At 35.9% G+C, this 19338-nt stretch carries 20 protein-coding genes and 9 pseudogenes; 13 read left to right on the top strand and 16 right to left on the bottom strand.

Annotated elements, in window-relative coordinates:
* Nucleotides 1-72 precede the first annotated feature (72 nt).
* The 7 genes and pseudogenes from GJU40_RS18240 to GJU40_RS18210 all read right to left on the bottom strand — a co-directional run bounded on the left by GJU40_RS18240 (nt 73) and on the right by GJU40_RS18210 (nt 4113).
* Nucleotides 73-399: a nuclease-related domain-containing protein gene (locus GJU40_RS18240; RefSeq protein ID WP_343031616.1), complete on the bottom strand. Its 327-nt coding sequence runs from the start codon at nt 397-399 to the stop codon at nt 73-75.
* 274 nt (nt 400-673) lie between these two features.
* On the bottom strand, nt 674-1183 hold the full coding sequence (locus tag GJU40_RS18235; RefSeq protein WP_154309480.1) for an Imm6 family immunity protein: 510 nt from the start codon (nt 1181-1183) through the stop codon (nt 674-676).
* A gap of 13 nt (nt 1184-1196) precedes the next feature.
* Complete coding sequence (locus tag GJU40_RS18230) at nt 1197-1382, bottom strand: hypothetical protein (RefSeq protein ID WP_154309479.1); 186 nt, start codon at nt 1380-1382, stop codon at nt 1197-1199.
* Complete coding sequence (locus tag GJU40_RS18225; protein ID WP_170289451.1) at nt 1367-1630, bottom strand: hypothetical protein; 264 nt, start codon at nt 1628-1630, stop codon at nt 1367-1369. Before GJU40_RS18225 ends, GJU40_RS18230 begins: the two co-directional genes overlap by 16 nt.
* Nucleotides 1631-2538: 908 nt before the next feature.
* Nucleotides 2539-3002, bottom strand: a pseudogene (locus tag GJU40_RS18220) (DUF6985 domain-containing protein).
* 17 nt (nt 3003-3019) lie between these two features.
* Nucleotides 3020-3526, bottom strand: a pseudogene (locus tag GJU40_RS18215) (HNH endonuclease); the annotation flags it as partial.
* Nucleotides 3527-3723: 197 nt separating this feature from the next.
* Complete coding sequence (locus GJU40_RS18210) at nt 3724-4113, bottom strand: SMI1/KNR4 family protein (protein ID WP_154309477.1); 390 nt, start codon at nt 4111-4113, stop codon at nt 3724-3726.
* A 167-nt stretch (nt 4114-4280) separates the two neighbouring features.
* Here GJU40_RS18210 and GJU40_RS21120 point away from each other — a divergent pair.
* Nucleotides 4281-4409: pseudogene (locus GJU40_RS21120) on the top strand (SMI1/KNR4 family protein); the annotation flags it as partial.
* Here GJU40_RS21120 and GJU40_RS21410 read toward each other — a convergent pair.
* The 8 genes and pseudogenes from GJU40_RS21410 to GJU40_RS18165 form a co-directional block, all read right to left on the bottom strand.
* Nucleotides 4408-4767 (bottom strand): annotated as a pseudogene (locus tag GJU40_RS21410) (SMI1/KNR4 family protein); the annotation flags it as partial. The pseudogenes GJU40_RS21120 and GJU40_RS21410 overlap by 2 nt on opposite strands.
* Nucleotides 4767-5252 (bottom strand): hypothetical protein, encoded by a 486-nt coding sequence (locus tag GJU40_RS18195; RefSeq protein WP_154309476.1) that lies wholly within the window; start codon nt 5250-5252, stop codon nt 4767-4769. The gene GJU40_RS18195 and the pseudogene GJU40_RS21410, both read right to left, overlap by 1 nt.
* Complete coding sequence (locus GJU40_RS18190; protein WP_343031617.1) at nt 5252-5860, bottom strand: AHH domain-containing protein; 609 nt, start codon at nt 5858-5860, stop codon at nt 5252-5254. The genes GJU40_RS18195 and GJU40_RS18190 overlap by 1 nt, the downstream gene beginning before the upstream one ends.
* Before the next feature lie 1206 nt (nt 5861-7066).
* Nucleotides 7067-7530, bottom strand: a pseudogene (locus GJU40_RS18185) (DUF600 domain-containing protein).
* Nucleotides 7531-8242: 712 nt separating this feature from the next.
* Nucleotides 8243-8788 carry a T6SS immunity protein Tdi1 domain-containing protein gene (locus GJU40_RS18175; protein WP_154309474.1) on the bottom strand — a complete coding sequence of 182 codons (546 nt, stop codon included), beginning with the start codon at nt 8786-8788 and terminating at the stop codon, nt 8243-8245.
* A gap of 19 nt (nt 8789-8807) precedes the next feature.
* A complete protein-coding gene (locus GJU40_RS18170) occupies nt 8808-9227 on the bottom strand; it encodes a polymorphic toxin type 15 domain-containing protein (RefSeq protein ID WP_281350744.1) in 420 nt (139 codons plus the stop codon).
* Nucleotides 9228-9365 carry a hypothetical protein gene (locus GJU40_RS21115; RefSeq protein ID WP_246188427.1) on the bottom strand — a complete coding sequence of 46 codons (138 nt, stop codon included), beginning with the start codon at nt 9363-9365 and terminating at the stop codon, nt 9228-9230.
* Between the two features lie 21 nt (nt 9366-9386).
* Complete coding sequence (locus tag GJU40_RS18165; RefSeq protein WP_170289450.1) at nt 9387-10769, bottom strand: T7SS effector LXG polymorphic toxin; 1383 nt, start codon at nt 10767-10769, stop codon at nt 9387-9389.
* A 560-nt stretch (nt 10770-11329) separates the two neighbouring features.
* On the opposite strand from GJU40_RS18165, the pseudogene GJU40_RS18160 reads away from it, so the two are divergent.
* The 11 genes and pseudogenes from GJU40_RS18160 to GJU40_RS18110 form a co-directional block, all read left to right on the top strand.
* Nucleotides 11330-11428: pseudogene (locus tag GJU40_RS18160) on the top strand (HNH endonuclease); the annotation flags it as partial.
* 120 nt (nt 11429-11548) lie between these two features.
* On the top strand, nt 11549-12103 hold the full coding sequence (locus GJU40_RS18155) for a restriction endonuclease (protein ID WP_246188426.1): 555 nt from the start codon (nt 11549-11551) through the stop codon (nt 12101-12103).
* A 117-nt stretch (nt 12104-12220) separates the two neighbouring features.
* Nucleotides 12221-12661, top strand: a pseudogene (locus GJU40_RS18150) (immunity protein YezG family protein).
* Nucleotides 12662-12874: 213 nt separating this feature from the next.
* Nucleotides 12875-13039, top strand: a complete 165-nt coding sequence (locus GJU40_RS18145) for a flavodoxin family protein (RefSeq protein ID WP_154309472.1) — start codon at nt 12875-12877, stop codon at nt 13037-13039.
* Between the two features lie 303 nt (nt 13040-13342).
* The gene (locus tag GJU40_RS18140) at nt 13343-14422 is read left to right on the top strand and encodes a site-2 protease family protein (RefSeq protein WP_170289449.1); all 1080 of its coding nucleotides are present in this window, start codon (nt 13343-13345) and stop codon (nt 14420-14422) included.
* Between the two features lie 317 nt (nt 14423-14739).
* Entirely contained in the window at nt 14740-15345 is a 606-nt protein-coding gene (locus GJU40_RS21110) for a hypothetical protein (protein WP_246188425.1), read from the top strand.
* A 277-nt stretch (nt 15346-15622) separates the two neighbouring features.
* A complete protein-coding gene (locus GJU40_RS18130; RefSeq protein WP_154309470.1) occupies nt 15623-15985 on the top strand; it encodes a hypothetical protein in 363 nt (120 codons plus the stop codon).
* A gap of 421 nt (nt 15986-16406) precedes the next feature.
* Nucleotides 16407-16565 (top strand): annotated as a pseudogene (locus GJU40_RS21105) (recombinase family protein); the annotation flags it as partial.
* Between the two features lie 273 nt (nt 16566-16838).
* Nucleotides 16839-17045 (top strand): hypothetical protein, encoded by a 207-nt coding sequence (locus GJU40_RS18120; protein WP_154309469.1) that lies wholly within the window; start codon nt 16839-16841, stop codon nt 17043-17045.
* A 149-nt stretch (nt 17046-17194) separates the two neighbouring features.
* Nucleotides 17195-17320, top strand: a complete 126-nt coding sequence (locus GJU40_RS21305) for a hypothetical protein (RefSeq protein ID WP_281350743.1) — start codon at nt 17195-17197, stop codon at nt 17318-17320.
* Nucleotides 17321-17429: 109 nt separating this feature from the next.
* Complete coding sequence (locus tag GJU40_RS18110; RefSeq protein ID WP_154309468.1) at nt 17430-17897, top strand: Imm30 family immunity protein; 468 nt, start codon at nt 17430-17432, stop codon at nt 17895-17897.
* Between the two features lie 460 nt (nt 17898-18357).
* Here the strand turns inward: GJU40_RS18110 and GJU40_RS18105 are convergent, their stop codons facing one another.
* On the bottom strand, nt 18358-18813 hold the full coding sequence (locus GJU40_RS18105; RefSeq protein ID WP_343031615.1) for a YrhA family protein: 456 nt from the start codon (nt 18811-18813) through the stop codon (nt 18358-18360).
* Between the two features lie 262 nt (nt 18814-19075).
* On the opposite strand from GJU40_RS18105, the pseudogene GJU40_RS18100 reads away from it, so the two are divergent.
* Nucleotides 19076-19338 (top strand): annotated as a pseudogene (locus GJU40_RS18100) (hypothetical protein); the annotation flags it as partial.

Here is a 19338-nt window from a genome sequence, read left to right as displayed (position 1 = left end):
AGAAGGATAAATTTTGTCTGCCGGAAAAATATGAAAAAAACACCCGTTTTTTTGAGGGAAAAAAGTGAGTGTTTACACAAAAGGGTTCATCATTTTAAACTTTCCATTAACCAACCACGTTTTCCGGTCTTTCCCGCCATAGATGGTTCCCTGATAGTTTTTTGTTTCAATAGTAAAGATGCCGTATGAGGTTAACACCACATGGTCAATTTGGGAATAACCTGATCTCCCTTTGGGATTTCCTACGAGTAGATCGCTCAAGTAGCGCCAATCCTTTGGCAGCTGGTCTAGTTGAATATCAATCTTGTATTCTCCTATTTCACCTTTTCTAGTAGCAACCTCTTCATTAATCTTTTGGGATTTTGAAGCTGGTATAATAACTTGTTCTGGTTTGGTCACGTTCTTCTTCTTTTTAAGAAAGTTTAGGAATAATAGCATGCCATTCTCCTTGCTGGTTTGGTATACTATTATTGTAGCTTTATATGGGAATTTTAACCAGACTCAATATTATCAATTATATTAAAAGGGATAAACTATGGGAATATCAGGTTGGTAAAAGTACTGTGGTAAAAAGAGTCCCAGCTAACTTTAGTGTTAGCTGGGGCTCTTTTGCTCAATACACTTTAACGCATTAACGCTTTATCCTATCGGGGGTCAGGCACCCTATTTACACTTATTTACACTTATTTACACTTAAAACTTCTGTGCGCAAATCACTCTCAGTATTCCCATTCTTATAATCATCCAATAAAGAATTTATTCTTTGAATATAACTATCTGAATTCTCGATACATCCTTCAAAACAATCCATAAAATGGTCTACTAATGTATCATCTACTAAAGCAATTGGTTCTGGATAATATTTGACACCTTCTCTTTCAAATGCTTTCCTACTAGTATAAGCAACTGCATCAATAACACAGTTCCAAGCCATTACATCTGTTTCATTATCTGACATCTCTTGAATTATTGTTATACCATTTTCCTCGTTATCTAATAATTCATAAAGGTTATCTCCTATATTTTCTTTATATTTTAGCCACTCCCAACATTTATGTATAATTTCCTGAGCTAAAATTTGATCTTCCTTTTGAGAAAATACCGACAAAACTTTCTCTGAAAGTCCAAGAAATAATATTACTTTACCATCATCTGTTAAACTACTAAAGTTAGTATTAGCCATAATTAACCTCCAACTAGTCAACATACTTCCCATTTTTAATTATTAGATTAAGCCTACCAGTTAATTTAATGCTTTCATCAATTTCCGATGTTACTGCGATTTTTAGATTAGGATATTTTAAACTTAATTGCTTCAAATCTTTCAAAACCGTATTTTCAATAGATGTGTTATAGGGTATATCATTCATTCTTTCAGGCATTCCCGAAACTGCCACAGTTGCCTGGCGGTTTGAACTTCAGGTATTGACTCTTCGTCAATCGTACTCGACTGCTTGCTGCCTTTTACCTGCTTATCCATCCCTTTTGTTCCAACAACAGGTACTGTTTCAGTTTTTGACAGATTTGATTTGTTTATTGGTTCATGAACATTAGTATTACTCTTATCATTCTTACTTGCTTTAACCGGACCTACTGGACCCTTATTACCACCATCCCAAGCAAACTTCACAGTCAAACCGCTTCTCAAATCGCTCAAAAAGGTATTTGAGTTAAATGTATTGTATGGGATCTTATAACCATATGCAGGTACTCCCGCCATTGCCGGCTGCATCACGGTTTGACTTTCAGATTTCTCTACCTTTAACTTCGGCTGTCATAACTATCCCTACCATATAAAATGTCATCTCGCCTATTTATCGTACTTTTCTTACTATCCAAGTATTAAAACGATACTCCATGACGGTACAACCATCATGAGCTTTCGATTCTCAAACAAATCACATTCTTATTGTCCCACTCATAAATCTTCACTTTTTATTATTCACTATCTTTATGTATCCGTACCGTTACCACCTTTAGCATTACGAGCTTTCTCATTGTCTTTAGTTTGTGGGTTTTGCAGTATCATAAGTATCCCTACCTTATGGTACCAAGTTATTGATTGACGTTGCGACTTGGTCTCCGAGTCTTGCGTTTCGACAATGTCATCTGCTACTTTTACCACAGCTCTTGCTAGAAACTATAGAAATAATAATTAATACACTTATAAAATTATAATTTCCCTACTCCTTTCTATCTTTTAACACAAAAAGCACTCATTGCCTAGTCGACAGTCAAGCGCTTTAAGTTCTCATGTGTTTTTAAAGTTGCACAGATTTATAGATGTTGTAGCAAAAGTATGAAACCATATATATATTGTAAAATCTGTTACGTTAAACTTACGAATCCTATAAGAGCTCGTTAAAACATACCTTACGTTTCATATTCCTTATCATTGCAAAAAGTATTGCATGGTGATAATTTCATCATGGAGTGCGTACTCAAAATGACCTTTTCTTTAACTATAGCCTTTATTTTATCAGTCCATATATCCTGAATGACTAAATTTTTTTGTTTTTGATAAATTGACACCATTAGCTAAAGTACAACACTTTGATAACCAACCTCAGTTACTTCGCCTTTCACTAGACAAAGGCCTAATCCATTTTCCATATCCCATGTACAGTCAAACGTAAGTCCTATATCAAGAAAATCGCTAAGATCATTATCCGGCACAAAAATTCCAACTAAAGTAATTTTTTCGAGTATTTGATTAACTGTATTTATTAAAGGGTAATTTTCGTTTTTTTCAACATCGTAACCAAGTTCATATCTTTTTTGATTATAATATTCTAATATTGGCTCCAATATACTTTGTTGTAACCATCTTTCTATTAAAAATTTATATGCCACATATTGTTCTTCCTCAAACTGACCATCATCCTCTCCCCTAACTATTAATGCCACCTTAACTTCTTTCCCAAAAAACTCAATGTTTTATATCCAATCCAATCATAATTATTAAACTCAAGTTCGCCAAAAATTTCATCATTTATTTTCACTATAAATCTCTCCTTTATTATTTACTAGCATATCCACCTGGCATAAACGCACCCGCATTTATTTCACCTACTCCACCAAGATGTCCAAACTTGCTGTTTATTTCTGTCAGTACAAGTTGTATTGTCTTTAAATCATTCAATTCATGCCAAGTTAACTTATTTGCACGTCTATATTTCTCTTTTTGCTTCCATGTTATTTCACCAGGTACCATTCCAAACTTATGTGCTAGTTCAGGAGAATTATTCAATTGCTCAGCCAATTTTTCATCAGCTTGAGTGAAATTATGACGTCTGGCTGCTGAACCATTTCCACCAGTGCCACCTACCATATGATTAATTTCTACCTGTGCTTTTGTTACTGGGGAAAAATCAGGAACTCCATTTTTGTATTGAATACCTTTTATACCAGCCTAATCGAGTATGCCTTTCAATTTAGGATCCGGTGGCGGTTTAAGCGTACTTAAAGATTCTCCCCTAATTCCTTCAAATTCAATCTTTGGATTAATCTGTGAAGGTGTCACGTTACCTATTGTTTATCGCCACGAGCTTGTACGCTCTCGTTAGTTAGTTAGCCATTCCATGTCATAAGTACCCATACCATGTAAAATGTCATCTCGCCTAATTCTCGTTCCTGTCAGCCAATCCAAGTATTAAATTGATACTCCATGACGGTACAACCATCATGAGCTTTCGATTTTCATTCAAATCATTTTCTTTTTGTCTATTTAACAGTGGTTGATTCAAATAAAGTAAAAAACCTTGAATGGCATGTAGCCAATCCAATAAAAGGCACTTGTACAAATGGCTTAATGTCACTTCTTATATCAATACAATAAGCCGTATCTCCACCATCAGAACCAATGATTAATAAACCTGGGGCAAACTCTTCTACCCCATAAGCATCGTTTAATTCAATTAAATCCTCTATCTTCCACAATACTAAATATGATTGACCAATTGCTCCTTCTCCACCATTAGAAATTAAAAGAAAGTCATAATATTCTTGTGGAAAGTTTATACTTAGTAGTTCTTCAACCTTTTTAATATTGTTTTCTGTAACTGGTTCATTTAGTTCAAATTGACTTAATAAAGCTTTAATTTGTTCATCCATTCTTATCTCCCTTTTACAAGGTAGTTATTTTTTAAGATTACGCATAAGGTTGTTCCAGTATCTTGTATCTTCAGCATGCTCTTTCGGACTTAACGGGATTATATTAGCACTATCAGTGGGACTTCCACCAAACTTAACTGGGTGTATTTCATGAATTTGTTTACCCTTTAGCTCTGGAAGATATAGATGAATATGCTTATTGTTTAGATACAAGCAATATGGAGAATAATGAGTGTCCAGTTGTAGCGTGGAATAAGCAAGGAGGACTTGATGACTACAATACGGCAGAAAATTAAGTAGTTCATCTCCACCCTCAAAATTAACTATATAAACTTTATCTGTTACAGTATCCAGTACTAATACAGCATTTGCTGACATTTCACTTAAAACCAGATATTGCTTCGGAAAACCATGTTCTTTTCTAGAAATGAGTGTGTATGATTCAATATTGTTTTCTTCATCTGCTATATCTAGTAATTCAAAGGGTAAATGCTCTTCCCAAAAAGGTCCTGCATACTGGACATAAAATTCTTGGAAAGTATCCGATGCGTTTACACCTAGCCTTATTAAAGCATCCTGTACTAGATTGCTATCTTCACGTTTATATATTTCTTCTCCTAGAACTTCATCTAGTCTCTCAGGCAATATACTCATTAATCCAATTTAAAAGCAACAATTTCTCCTTCTGGATAATCACCATTCCAACCGCAAGGAAAAGCACCGAGTTGATATATCTCAAACAATTCTTCAAAAAAAGAACTACTCTTTCCGTTTATCGCTCTATTAATGGCACAATTAGTAAGGTCAGCTACAACATCGTTATAAAATATACTATATTTAAATGAGCTTTTTCTCACATTATCAGCAATAACTTCTAATAATCCTTCCAATCCTTTAGGCTTTTCATTTTCTGACATTGCGTAATAAATACCCCAAACTTCACTCATTTCCAATTCTCTGATATCTTTCCAATTATACTCATCCTCGCCAAAAATCTCATCATAAGCTAAATGCTCTGCTTTTTTTATATCATTAATAATAACAATTTTATTGGAAATATTATTAGTAAGTTCGCTCTGGAAATTTTTCGAGAACCGAATTACCTCTTCAACTAAATTATTAAATACACCATAGTCCATTACTTATTATACCACCTTTCCCAAAGGTCAACTGTTGCCCCTCCTCCTCTTTTCCATACAGGGGTCGTAACCTCTTTGTCCATTCTTTCTTTTTTGTATTGTTCCATTCCAATTTCCTTAATCCTTTTAAGTTCATTTTCAAGGTAATTATCCTTCATGTATAGTGGTAATCCCTTTTCTTGAAGTAGTCTTAACTTTTGTTGCAATTCAAAAACTTGTTTTTCTATTATAGATATATCTTGTCTAATATCTATTTCATCCAATTTTCCTCTCACAAAATTACTATAAACTGCGTGATATCCTTTATGTCTAGAAGTTACACTAACATCTGCATCTGGAACTCGAAGAAAAAATCCATTTGAGGCATCGTCCATATCCATGCCTATTTTTTGTAATACAGGATGACTTCTAAATTCCTTAGGAATAATATGTTGTGCTTGATAAGGAGTTCGTTTTGTAGTTTTAGGCAAACCCATTTCTTCAAACATATTTTTCCCTAGTTTTGTAGAACTTCCTCCTGTTACTTTTCCGGGAGTTCCAGGAATAAGCCTAGTAGCTTCACCCGTACCCTTAGTACTCTTACTACCCCCATCACCATCAAACTTCACATTCACATTGGGCTTTAAATCTTTCAAAACCGTATTTTCAATAGATGTGTTATAAGGAATATCATTCATTCTTTCAGGCATTCCCGAAACTGCCAGTTGCCTGGCGGTTTGAACTTCAGGTATTGTCTCTTCGTTAATTGTACTCGACTGTTTGCTGCCTTTTACCTGCTTATCCACTCCTTTTGTTCCGACGATAGGAGCTGTTTCAGTTTTTGACACATTGGATTTGTTCCTATATTCATCAACATTAGTTTTACCGGCATCATTCTTACCTGCTTTAACTGGACCAACTGTCCCCTTATTACCACCATCCCAAGCAAACTTCACAGTCAAACCGCTTCTCAAATCGCTCAAAAAGGTATTTGAGTTAAATGTATTGTATGGGATCTTATAACCATATGCAGGCACTCCCGCCAGTGCAGGCTGCATCACGGTTTGGGTTTGACTTTCACGTTTCTCTACCTTTAAATTTGGCAGCTTCACGCTTGTAGCCAGCTTGTCCACACCTTTTGTTCCAACGACAGAGACAGCAATATTTGTCAGTGCATATGAGAACCATTCCGCCCGGCTTTTCGCGTCTCCGTTCACGACATCTCTTTCCCAAGATTCTGTGAGGCCATCCCACATAATTTTGACTGTATCAACTGGATGAAGGATGGAGTGGATTATGCCGTTTATAAAATCTTCTGGGTTTGTGCCCATATACACAAGACCATCCCATATGTCTGTGACATTTCCAACAGTCCGAATTCTTTAAGGATATCCATTTTTATTTTGGCATTCCTCATATCTTTCCTTATGTTTGACTCCATATAGGCCATGGTGGCGTACTTTGCAGCGGTACCCGACTGATTCTTATTAGTAAGCTTTATTCTTTGGTGATACTATGGCAGAGTTAGTACATTTCTACAACGTAAGCAGAACCATGTTTAACATCGTTCTTACCACCTAGTGACAGGAACTACACCAGCAAGTGCCAACGAGGTTACCACTCTTCATCCTGAGTGAGGACAACAGTAACAGACTATCTTTGTCTTACAAAGAGCCCCAGCTAACTTTAGTGTTAGCTGGGCTCTTTTGCTCGATATGCTTTAACGCATTAACGCTTTATCCTATCGGGGGTCAGGCACCCTATTCGAGATGCCATCCCACATGAGTTTGACTGCAAAAAAACCTTGAAAGGCTTAAGCCAAACAAGGTCTAGTTTTACAAATTTTTCTGCTTCACTTCTTCGAACCATAACTCAAAGATATCATCAGGTAATAGTTCTTCATCAATCGAATAAATTAAATCATAACTATATTTTCCTTTTAAGCTGTTATTCTTTGCATTATAATGTAATTTCATTTCTGTTGGCATATGTTTATTAAACTCTTCACATTTTTCATGAATAAGCTCTAAATTTTCCCTATTCTTAATGCAGCACTCTGTCTTTCTTCGGAAAAATCGTAAACTTGATCATGTGGACTATCTAAGTCTTTTGAAGCCTCGTTGAGTAGATGTTTATGAACAATCTTTCCATTAATTTTATAGAAGAAATCAAAAACATACATTTTAGGTTCATATGAACAATAAATAAAGATTTCATCTGCTTGATTATCGACATATTCTAAACAAATAGCGACCATATCTGTTTGTAATTCTGAAAAATAGTCCTCGAACACTTTCACATAATCACCCGCAGTTCTCAATATTTAGGAAACTCATAATCGTCATGCTAGAAGGCCCTTTTAGGGAGTCACTATGACAAACATTCTGGGTTTATTCTGTTAGCATTAGTAAAAGAGACAGATTATGGAGGTATATGTCCTTCATGTATCTTGCTGATGAAATGAACCCTCCGTCCTAAAAAAACCAATAAGGCAACTGGATTAATCAGTTGCCTTTACTAATTTGTTTAGTGTTTTGCCATGGTGGGACTAATAAGGATTCGGCTTACTAGTGGAAGTTGTTTCTCATAAATAGACAATCCTCTTAATTTAAAAATCAATTTTATCAAGAACAACACTAGGAATTGAAATACTTTCACCCCTTGTTAACTCATACATAATCAAACCAGATTATTTACCAAAAATAGTGATTTTATCATCTTCTAATACTCTTGAACTAATAATGGAAGAGTCAAATTGAGCAAAGATAATTGCGTTGTAATCATTGTTCACAGCAAGTATTATCTGTGTTTCACCATCCTTCAATGACTTGAACGACTTTCCCTTTGAATTTAACCTTCTCAAAAATAAAATCATCAGGTGTTCTCACTAATATTGATTATATGTAATCCAGGTATCGTATCTTTGCTTTTCTTTCTTTTCCGTTTCCACATTTGATTCCTAATAAGGCAATCAATTACGTACGGTTAATTTCTTATTATATTCGTAATCATTACTGAAGTGGGCCCATAAAGTTAGTGATAATAAGAATATGTTCCCTCAGTTTGACTTTTTTTAGATTCTCTACTCTTTCTGCTCCACCTAAACCCAATAAAGGTGTGTATCCAAAACACTCATCATAGTCAGGGGCACTGTATTTATTAATCGCTTCAGGATAAGGCTGCCACTTTAATTCATCATTCATGAAGTGATTATCTTTTAAGTCCTCAAAAAAGAATTCAAACCCGGATGAAACAACATTTACATATCCTTTTTTGTAGTTTAACAAATTTACATACTTATCTTTTTCCCATACTATAATATCACCCATTGCTGTTGTAAAAATAGGAATGGCCTGCTCATGCCTTAGATAGCTTCTCTCTAGAACATCTAAATGACTTTCAGGGTTAATAACTCTTAAAAAACCGTTTACAAAAGTACCAAAACCGTATTTTCTCCATATCTCCATTAATTCTTCGGGAATTTTATTTGTATATTTTAGAAGAACACCTTCATCAACTGTTTCACATTTAATAAAATCGTTAAATATAGTTTCCAACTAACATGCCCCTCCTTGATTATTGAGTTAATCTTACATTTAGATAAGTATTCTTTGACTGCTCAGGTGACATATTCTTTGCAATTCCCTTAATTTGTTCATCAACAATATCTATTCTATATTTCCATTGCGAACCTATCGAGGAGTTTACTCTTTTATCTCCCATACCTCCAATAATGTCTGCTCTTCCTCCAGCTATTTGATCTGGATTATGAAGTGCTGCCTTTGTTTCCAGCCACTCTGTAGCTTGCTTTGTCGCATCTACTCTGGAAAGTCCTTGTTTTCGCAGTTCAGCAATTTTGTCTTTAAGTGCTTCTTGTCTAGCCATTTTCAGAGCTGCATTACCTTCTAGTGCTCTGCCTTCAGTAATATATCTATCTCTATTTTTCATATACTCATCAACTGTAAGTTCATTCATACCTCTTTCTTGGTCCTTCAATTATCTAGCAAACTCTTCAGAGTCATGTTTATCATTTCTTTTAAAATTTACTGCAACTTCTTTAATTCGCGGTGCATCACCTAAATGCTTGCCTTTAACCGGACCATTAACAACCTTACTATCTCCATCAAACCTCACAATCACACTGCTCTTCAAATCTCACCAAAACGCATTAGAGTCCAATACGTTGAACGGAAATGGATTCATGCTTCCAGGCACTCCTGCCAGTGCAGGCTGCATCACGGTTTGGGTTTGACTTTCACGTTTCTCTACCTTTAAATTTGGCAGCTTCACGCTTGTGGCCACCTTATCCACACCTTTTGTTCCAACGACAGAGACAGCAATGTTTGTCAGTGCATATGAGAACCATTCCGCACGGCTTTTCGCGTCTCCGTTCACGACATCCCGTTCCCAAGATTCTGTGAGGCCATCCCACATAATTTTGACTGTATCAACTGGATGGAGGATGGAGTGAATTATGCCGTTTATAAATTCTTCTGGGTTTGTGCCCATATACACAAGACCGTCCCACATGTCTGTGAACGCATTTCCAACACCTGTCTTAATTCCTGCAAGGATATCCATTTTTATTTTGGCATTCCTCATATCTTTTCTTATGTTTGACTCCACAAAGGCCATGGTGGCGTACTTTACAGCGGTGACATAAGGAGATCCGAGAGGCATTCTTTTAACTTTTTGGTATGCTTCAGAGAAGTACATCTCGATGTCATTTGGGTTGACGACATGCAGGGTATCCATCCAGCGCTGAGCTGATTTAAGATACCTTTCTTCAGACAAGTGTTCCTGAGTAGTCCAACTTTCACCCTGCACCTCGGCTGGCTCCACATTTTTTACAGAGAGCAGCGTTGTAAAAGCAGGGGTGCTCTTTGCCTTGGCCAGCTCCATCTGAATGGTTGGCAAATATTGACTGAACCAATCAGGGCTCCGCGTTTTCATCGGTCCGTTTCGGGCTTTGTACAACAGGGCAGATATCTCTTCCATCATGGATTGAATGGAAGACAGATCTCCTTTTCCGCTGTTAGTAAACTGATTATAATGGCGTTTTAGGTTAGTAGTAACTTGCAGGGTGTCATCAGCACTGCTTCTCATATCCCCGGCTGATGGCGCGCTTGCACTTGTGATATCTGCAACGCTTTCAATCTGCTGGGAAATTCCCTTCGCTATTCCTTCTAACTTATCATCGTAATTTCCAATCTGTTCTTCCTGATCCTCTATGTAGTCTCTGTTTAACAATGCCTGTTCGCTTGAGTCTACATTATCATAAAATGCTTGAATGTGAGCGGCTAAGGTTATGTCTAACTGAGCAAATAATCCTTGAAAGGCATCCAGCATTGTTCCGTGGTATTCGGTAAAAAAGGCTTTAGCTGCTTCCGCTGTTTGTCCTTTGAACGAGTTCAGGTTTTGAACAGAGTCGATATTGGTTTTAATCCTATTTAATTTTTCACGAATCTCTTTGTTAATGGAAGATTGTTCTTCGTAAAAGGCATGAACTTCTTCTATACTGACACGCTGATTCGACATGTACCGCCCACCTTTGTATAAAATTGTAAAATACTTCTTTACAAACATTATACCTAGTGGGAATTAGTGGATAATATAGGCCTTTTCATCTATTTTTGGGACAGAGTGACGGTTCTGGGACAGAGGGACGGGTTCATTGTCCCGCCAATATTTACAAGGTTAAAGGTGCATCCACTTCATTCCTGGCAAGGGTTGTGTGGCCGTAAAAGGACTCACGCCACATTAGGTAGATGGGGAGAAAGCTTTTCTATTGAAGGCTAACTTGTCCTCAAAATTGATAACTTTCAGCAGAGGCAGTGATTCTACGTCCAGCCATTACTTTACAACATATGGCACACAAGGACAGGTGTCGTGTACTGCCATTTATTTATCACCATATAAAGAGCGGCAAGTCTTATTCATGAAAGAGAGCTGGAAAACAAAGATTTTCTTCAAACCAATGTTATCAATCATAAAGTACTATTCCAAAAACTAGTAAAATGGTATAATTTTACTATTCTATATATGGAGGAAATTGGTATGGTGATTTTTCGTAAGTTTGGAAAAGTCATCATGGAGAACAGCCGGGAGTGCTTCAATTGGTAGATCAAGATCTTCATGAAGGGACTGGACACACTGGCGGCCGTGAAATGTGGGGTGGGGGAAGTGGGTATCGATAATAGGCATGTTGTTTTATTTTCAATTGTGGGTTTTAGTTACAGTTGAAGACCGTTACCTATACAACCAATTTACAGATCAGTGTTTTGGATTTTCACTAAAAAGAGCAGGAGTAGAGTTAAATGGAATTGAATTTTTTCAGTGTGTTTAAGCTGGCTTTTGAGATACTTAAGTCTCTGTTTACAGCTGAGCCTTTGCTAACTTTAGGGATACTAGTATATTTTGGGGGCTTCTTAATTTTTGCGTGTATAGGTAAAGCCATGAGGGAACGTAAACTTAGGAAGTCAGGCATTTTAGAAGTTGATAAAATGCCGGGCAGAAAATTTGAAGAATATCTTCACGCCTTATTAAAAGCCAGGGGATATCACGTGCAATTGACGCCAGCAAGCGGGGATTACGGTGCAGACCTAATCTTATCGACGAATGGAAAGAAAATTATTGTTCAAGCGAAAAGGTACAAGAAAAATGTAGGAGTGAAAGCTGTTCAAGAGATAGCTGCAGCAAAAAGTCATTACAATGCAGATGAGTGCTGGGTCATAACTAATAGCTTCTTTACAGACCAAGCAAAGAAACTAGCTGGATCAAATCAAGTAAAATTGGTAGATCGGAAGCAGCTGATAAACTGGATGCTGCAAGTAAACGAAAGTGATAAAGAACATATTAAAATGATGGGCTGAGTGGGACGGGGGGGTCAGTTCAGACATTGTCCCTCCCTATCAGGACGATACTTTGCTATCTAAATGAGGCCGATATTGATGAGTTTGGAAACAGAATTAAACGAGTTATAAAAGGAAATCGCACAACAGGTTAATGATATGATTCCAACTGAATGGGAAAATTTCTATTTTAATGGTGAAGTTAAGGAGGGAGAAGGTGGAGTTTTCTTCTTTTTTACGCCAAAAGGTGAGGAACAACAAATTTTTTCACATTATATTCCAAGATTATATAGTGTAGATAAGAGGGCTTATAATAAGGAACTGCATAAATTATTTCACCTCACTGTTGATCTCCAAAAAGTTTTTACTGATAATGACCAAGATCCTTAGTTTTCCGTGACATTAATATTTAATGATACAGGTAAATTAAACGTGCATTTTGATTATACAAATTGGCATGCAAGTGAATTTGGTCCATCAGATAGAATAAAGTATTTTGAATATAAATATATTAATCAAAACAAAGAACTGCTAAATTTAGATAGATTAGAGAGAATGAAGGGATTTGAAGAAAAGTAAACAATAAAGCACTTGGTTGACTTTTAGGCAACAGGTGCTTTTGTTTTTAGTGAAGCAAGAGCAACCTAGGCCACAAGCGTGAAACTGCCAAATTTTAAGGTAGATAAACCTGAAAGTCAAACCGTAATAACAGGTAATATTTACCGATTAATCTATTATCAGACAGAATAATGGAGCAATTATTCAAGATATTAAAAAAATCTAGAAGAGGATATGAAGGCCGTTGTCGAGCGGCTTTCATATTGGGGGCATCTCTTCAGATTAGCTGGCAAGCCTTGTATCGTTATGGCTACAGCTGACACCAATGGGGTCAACATTGTTTCTGACTATTTAGAAAAAGTGGCTAATGTTATGGGGTTAAACGTAGTTGATAAATGAAGCATTACTACAAATTCTCCATTAAGAGATAGCTATTTAGATGGGCTGGCTGATGAAATTTATGAATTTGCCAATAATCTGAGGGAAGTGGAAGTGGATAATCGAGCAGAACTAAGCTTTCAAACGTATAAGAAAATGTATCAATCATTACCCCTAACAATGGCGGAACCAAGGTACTGGCACGAAAATGGATTATTCGAACACGATTTTTTGCAATCTTATGTTGATAATATAATTAAACAACGAGAAAACCGAAGTGTTTTTAATAGATAAGTAATTCCGGAAGGGAGGTCCGATAGGAAAATGACGGTTAATCTAGTATATAACCTACAGGTAAGTGCTTGGAACGAAGTATTTGACTGGGGACGATATGTATTAATCATTCTATTTATCCTTTTTATAATGTACTCAGCATTAATTATTCATGAAGTTGGACATCTTATCGCTGAGAAATATCTAGGTTATGAATTTCAAATATTACATCTCGGACCTCTTGTTATAGAAAATCAGAACGGTAAAAAGAAGATTAGAATTAATAAACGGAACTTCAATTGGGGCCAATGTGTTATGCTTCCACACTTGAACTCATACAATAAGTTCATAAAAGAATATCCTAAATATTTAGCTGCTGGTAGTCTCGCTAATTTGCTCGTCGCGGTAATGGGCTCCATTATACTAGCGGTATCTGGAAATTCACTATGGATTCTCCTGTTAATTTCTCATCTTTTAATCGCCTTTATAGCTTTAATCCCATTAAAAGCTGAAGGAATATATTATACAGATGGATTGGCGATAAAAGTCCTTTTAAAAAACAATGAAACCAGCGAGGTTTATTACTATTTATTAAAACTCTCCTATAAACTTTTATTTAACAAGGAGGTAAACGATCTTAGCGAATTACCTCAATTAGAGAAAAAAATAGAAGGTCTGGTATCATTTGAACAAAAAAATAGGTTACATGAGGAACTATCTACCTACCTAATATATGAACTATCTACATATTATTTCTTAAGTGAAGCATATGAAAAATGCTTTAATTTATTGTCCCCATTTTTCAATAAAAAGACTATCAAGGGGCCATTGAAAGAAGAGCTCAGATCCTATTATTTATATGCTTCATATACTTTAGCCAATAACGAAAAAAACAAAAATGGCACTTCTTGGATAAAAACTGAGAGGAAAAGCTCAACAGACCATTTAATACTAGAGTTAAAATTAGATGCTTTTAATCATCTAATGAATAATCAGAAAGAGCTTGCAATCGCTTGCCTGAAAGAAGCAAAAGAGGCTGTCAGAAGAAATAAAAGAAATATACACAGTACTGATACAGAAATAAATATAATAAATAGACTCAAAAGTATCATTGAGGCCAAAACGATATAAATACTCATTGTAAGCGTGCTTTATTTAAACAAGGGGTTAGGCGTCGGAAATATACATAAAAAGCAGTAGGTAATTCATCGCCTTATGCGGGTCGTTTAGGTAGCACCTAAAACTGAGTATGTTTTGGTCTTTAAGAAGAACTGGAAAAATTCCGTTCTTCTTGTTTTTTTAGTTCAGCTTTGTCGAGTCCTTAGACTTCACAATATAGAGCACATTTTAAAATAATTAAATTGAATGGTTGTATTTTTATAAAACAAATTCCCTTTAAGTATTGAGACGGCACACAAGTCTTAATTTTATTAAAAGGATGATGTAAAATGGCAAACCTGTACACTTTCATTGAGCCAATCGTTATTGTTGGTTCTGGGCAATTTAAGGTAAAAGTGATAGAAACACCCCTGAATAACATTAAGCCTGAACGAATTCTAAAACCTATCTCACAAACAAGTTATTCAGGAATCAATGGGGGATTTTTCGTTGATGATTACACTAGTCCTCCTAGCCGTGGTGATTCCATCTCCTGGTCCTATGAAGATCAGGGCACAGGAAAAAACTATGACTATAATGGAAGTGCGTCCAGTCAAAAGAGCCGTAAAAATTTTGTCGTTTATCAAGAAGGTAATTTTTACTTTGGGGCAACCATGTATGCACGAAACATTTCAGAAGTACGTAGTAAGTATCCTGAAGCTCGTGAGGTTATCGGAGGGATCGGTTTAGAATCAAGTGATTGGGGAAGCGATACTGCCTATTTAGGGCCGACAGCCAGAACATTTATGGCTTATGACGGAAATGTGGGCAGCAGAATGGGTTACCTAATTAATAAAGTAGTACTAGAATGTGATTATTTTGATACAGATGCATTAAAAGTTTTTAAGAAAACAAGGGATGCTTTAATAAGTAAGGGGGCTACAAGTTCAGATTGATTATATTAGTAACCTTATCAGTTCGTATGAACAAATTGCTGAAGATAGAGAAAAGCTAGATGATAGAATTTCTGGTGATAATTAAAAAAGGTCGGATTTGACATCCCGTATCATACTAAGAGGGCTCTTTTTTGTTCAAGTCCCGAAAATCCTTTTAACTGGAGATAGGGGTTATCACTTTCTTGTAAGTACATGTTGTTAATGCGGCACTAAGTAGCCTCGTTAAAAAAACCATGAAAGGCATAAGCCATCAAGGTTTAGAAAGGGGAGAGAAAATATGAAAAAAATTGCAATGACAATCATGACGTGTTTCATGATGATAGGTTGTGCTCCTGAACAGAATATGAATAAAGAGCAATCAAGTGGGGAGGAGGAATCATGGGCTTATGAGTTTGTAAAATATATTGGAGCCAATTACGAGATCACGAGTACAGAGGCGACAGAAGATGTTAAGGGAGAAAAGCTAGGTGAAGTGGAACGGAATATTGTTGATCTGGATGTTGAAGGAGAATCGGAGGAAGTGAACTTCGACAGTAATAGCCTGGAAGTGGGGACACCACTCTATCAGCATACAGAAAATAGTGAATCGCTACTTTATGAAATGGATGGGAAGCTGTTCATACTGGAAAAAAAGAAATGAATCAAGAAATGAATCGTAATGTAAAAAAGAAAGATTGCAAGAGACTTTCCTGCAACCTTTCTTTTTTACTTCTACCATTATTGTTTTGTTATAGCCTTAATTTGTTTCACAATATCCTGAAAATCCCTATTGCTCATTTCCTTTGTCAACGCTGTGTCGGCTGATGCATCCACAGTTTCCTTATCAATGGAAAATAGTCCTTCAATTCTATTTGTAAGTTCTTCACTGTCAAACTTCTTTTATTCTTCAACGTCCTCTTATAAATGTGTTGATCGGAATTGGGTGTATGCTTCCAGGCACTCCAGTCATTTCCGGATAATTACCGTTTGAACTTCAGTTTTCTCTACCCCTAAATTCGGTAACTTTTGTCTGGGGCTTTCCCAGATTCTGAAATAAAGTGCAAAAATGAGCACATTGTTTCAGTCGATTATGGCGGTCAGATATTGTCAAGGTACTGATTCAACGAGAGCTAAAGAAATACGGCTGTGACATTAAGAGCATTGGAAAGCCATTTTACAGTATCCATAAGAAAGACCCAAATGACTTTTTGGTCAATGGCTTAATGGAATTATTAGACCAACAATGTTCACATGCCTTCTCATTATGCATACTGCTTGTCCTTTTGTTTTGCCTTCTTTAAGCTTTCGTTCACCTTTCTTCACTTTTTTATTTCGCCATTTCGTTAGTTTGAGAGCTACTTCAAGCCATTGATATTGTAAATTGGTTTAATTGACGTTTGAGCTTCGTCGTGACTTCTTGCGTGTCATCAATATGGCTTGTGATGTTATTGGTTCTGTTCTATCATTAAAATAACACTCCGTGATAGTACATCCATAAAAAGGAGAGGGTAATTATGGATAAAAGGATATTCTATCGTATACTGCAAATTGTAAGTATTATTGGCATATTGATTTTTACATATTACTTTGTTTGGGATGAACAACTGGTGAAGTTCATTATTTTCTCTATTATGACCGCATCTATTATACTCCTTGTTTATTATTTCTTTCATAAAAAATCCAAACGGGATAATAAAGAGAAAAAAGATTTCATTCGCTAACGGAAGCGCGGCCGTCTTTATTGCTCCATGTATGAATCGATGCGATCCGCAATGTCGACCTTTAATTTCTTTATTTCGGCTGCGGTGTAACGGGCATTGGAACGGGTGCTGGAAAAGCGGTTAAAGATGTTTGGGATGGCCATGTATTCATGGTGACGAGTCCGAGAGACCGTCAAACTGAAACATACGGAATGACTGGTAAGAAATTAGAAGACTATCTTAACCTTGAACCACGTGACGCTTTAGCTCGTGATATTCAAGGAATATCTATATAAAAGAAGGACTTTATACTCCAGAGAAACGTTCAGGACTATTGGAAGTAATAAAATTAAATAGAACAAAGTACCCAAATATTTTTGATAGGCAATAGGGAGGTGGGGAAAGTTGGACATTTTAGTCGAACTTACCGAATTAAAGAATAATCGTTTATTAAGAGATGAGAGTGAAGTAGAAAAATTTGAAAAATCTATAGAAAATATTTTAGACATGGAAGATGTCAAAAATATAGAAATATTGTGTCAAGGCTTTTATGATTTAACCGAAAATGATGAAGTAATGTTTGGATTAATTCATGCTATAGAGTCTTATGATAAGATTGTTAGTTCTGAAATTTCTTTGAAAGTGTTAGCTGATTCTATTCCTAAAATGCTTCCTCATGCTAAGGAATGGTTAAAGATACTTCACAAAAGGATATTAAATCGTGAACCATCGAGGAATATTTATAAAGAAATCATCCCCACATTAAACAATGATATTCAGAAATATATTGTGTCTCAATTAAATAGTATTAAAGAAAGGAACCCAAGTCGTTTTGAAGAAAGTGTAAATACAATATTAGATTTTATAAAGTAATGTAAAACCATGATTGGCAAAGTGCCTTTCAAGGTTTCTATTTTGAGGGGCTACCTAGTGCCGAATGAACCGCTAATTATTTATAGAATACAGATAAGCATTGTATGCCCCATATGATGTTTAAGCAAATTATTTAGCACGTACTACACCTTTAAATTGTATGCCCTATTTAGTGAATTTCACTTCGTTAAATAACCTAAAATTCATCAGATACTACCATTATCATCCCCTAGTACTTTACCTTCGCTTTCTCCCTGCCTTTTAAATTTTTTCGCAACTTTTGGGACGGTGGGACGGGTACATTGTCCCGGACTATTTTAATTTCATGTGATTTTGAGCTTAAATTTAGAATGCACTACATACCATATGGAACCAAGTGAATTCTATATTTACCCACTGTGGCTGTTGGATTAAACTGAATCATGCCAATTGACAACCAGCTACCACTATTTTAAAATCTCTACTCTAATCTAATTTTCAATGCATCTTCCAGCATTGATTCAAAGTCAGAAAAAGTATTTATAATCGTACCTGAGGGTTTATCAAGTTCCATATAAACCTTTTGGTTTAAATCGTAACAATACAGTGCTATATCAGAATCCCCAAAAAACACAAACTGTTTTTGCCATTCATTCTCATGCCATAACTCATTGGTTTCAATAAAACCATGAATCTCTTCTTCTGCTTTTGTTTCTAATAGATTCTTATCAACTCCATAAATAACTAAGCCATTGAAATCCAACCCGTTAACTCTCATTAAAAATTGTTTATATTCTGTAGGCAAATCAAGGCTATTATAATGTAAGAATAATTTTTGTTGTAGTGTTTGTATTTCTTGACTGGTTGCAGGCTCTCTCAAAGCGAGGCCATATTTACTTAGTTCTTTTTTTATATCTACGAGTAAGTTTTTCCACACAATTATCTACCCTCCTAGTATTTCAGTTTCTAGGTGAAATAAGACCATCTATATAAGGATAACCTATTTTTGTTATACATTTCATTTATAAATTGGAAGAATAAAAGGGCATCCTTTGGTTACATGACATCGTTGATGATAATCAGCATAGATTCTATAATATGGTTGTACTAGTAAAATGTAGTGGATGGATGTCAATTAACTTCATTTCTGCGTTATTTAAAATGAAGAAAAATTACTATAGTAAGCTGATGAGGGCTCAATGGACGAAAAAGGTAGTATTGCCCGCATTGCAGGTTATCAGATTATTGGCGACTATAAGAGAATTGGCACAAACCCAGAAGATTTTATAAACGGCATAATCCACTCCATCCTCCATCCAGTTGATACAGTCAAAATTATGTGGGATGGCCTCACAGAATCTTGGGAACGGGATGTCGTGAACGATGACGCGAAAAGCCGGGCGGAATGGTTCTCATATGCACTGACAAATATTGCTGTCTCTGTCGTTGGAACAAAAGGTGT

Source organism: Metabacillus lacus (assembly GCF_009674805.1).
Classification (GTDB): Bacteria; Bacillota; Bacilli; order Bacillales; family Bacillaceae; genus Metabacillus_C; species Metabacillus_C lacus.
The sequence above is the reverse complement of the archived record's forward strand: the minus strand, read 5'-3'. Positions and strand labels throughout refer to the sequence as shown.

Bases quoted from the DNA above. Each gene is read 5' to 3' on its own strand.
- GJU40_RS18120 (WP_154309469.1), top strand. From the start codon at position 16,839: ATGGATAAAAGGATATTCTATCGTATACTGCAAATTGTAAGTATTATT.
- GJU40_RS18210 (WP_154309477.1), bottom strand. From the start codon at position 4,113: ATGGATGAACAAATTAAAGCTTTATTAAGTCAATTTGAACTAAATGAA.
- GJU40_RS18130 (WP_154309470.1), top strand. From the start codon at position 15,623: ATGAAAAAAATTGCAATGACAATCATGACGTGTTTCATGATGATAGGT.
- GJU40_RS18165 (WP_170289450.1), bottom strand. From the start codon at position 10,769: ATGTCGAATCAGCGTGTCAGTATAGAAGAAGTTCATGCCTTTTACGAA.
- GJU40_RS18230 (WP_154309479.1), bottom strand. From the start codon at position 1,382: ATGCCTGAAAGAATGAATGATATACCCTATAACACATCTATTGAAAAT.
- GJU40_RS18155 (WP_246188426.1), top strand. From the start codon at position 11,549: ATGGAATTGAATTTTTTCAGTGTGTTTAAGCTGGCTTTTGAGATACTT.
- GJU40_RS18140 (WP_170289449.1), top strand. From the start codon at position 13,343: ATGACGGTTAATCTAGTATATAACCTACAGGTAAGTGCTTGGAACGAA.
- GJU40_RS18235 (WP_154309480.1), bottom strand. From the start codon at position 1,183: ATGGCTAATACTAACTTTAGTAGTTTAACAGATGATGGTAAAGTAATA.
- GJU40_RS21110 (WP_246188425.1), top strand. From the start codon at position 14,740: ATGGCAAACCTGTACACTTTCATTGAGCCAATCGTTATTGTTGGTTCT.
- GJU40_RS21305 (WP_281350743.1), top strand. From the start codon at position 17,195: ATGGTGACGAGTCCGAGAGACCGTCAAACTGAAACATACGGAATGACT.
- GJU40_RS18145 (WP_154309472.1), top strand. From the start codon at position 12,875: ATGAAGGCCGTTGTCGAGCGGCTTTCATATTGGGGGCATCTCTTCAGA.
- GJU40_RS18195 (WP_154309476.1), bottom strand. From the start codon at position 5,252: ATGGACTATGGTGTATTTAATAATTTAGTTGAAGAGGTAATTCGGTTC.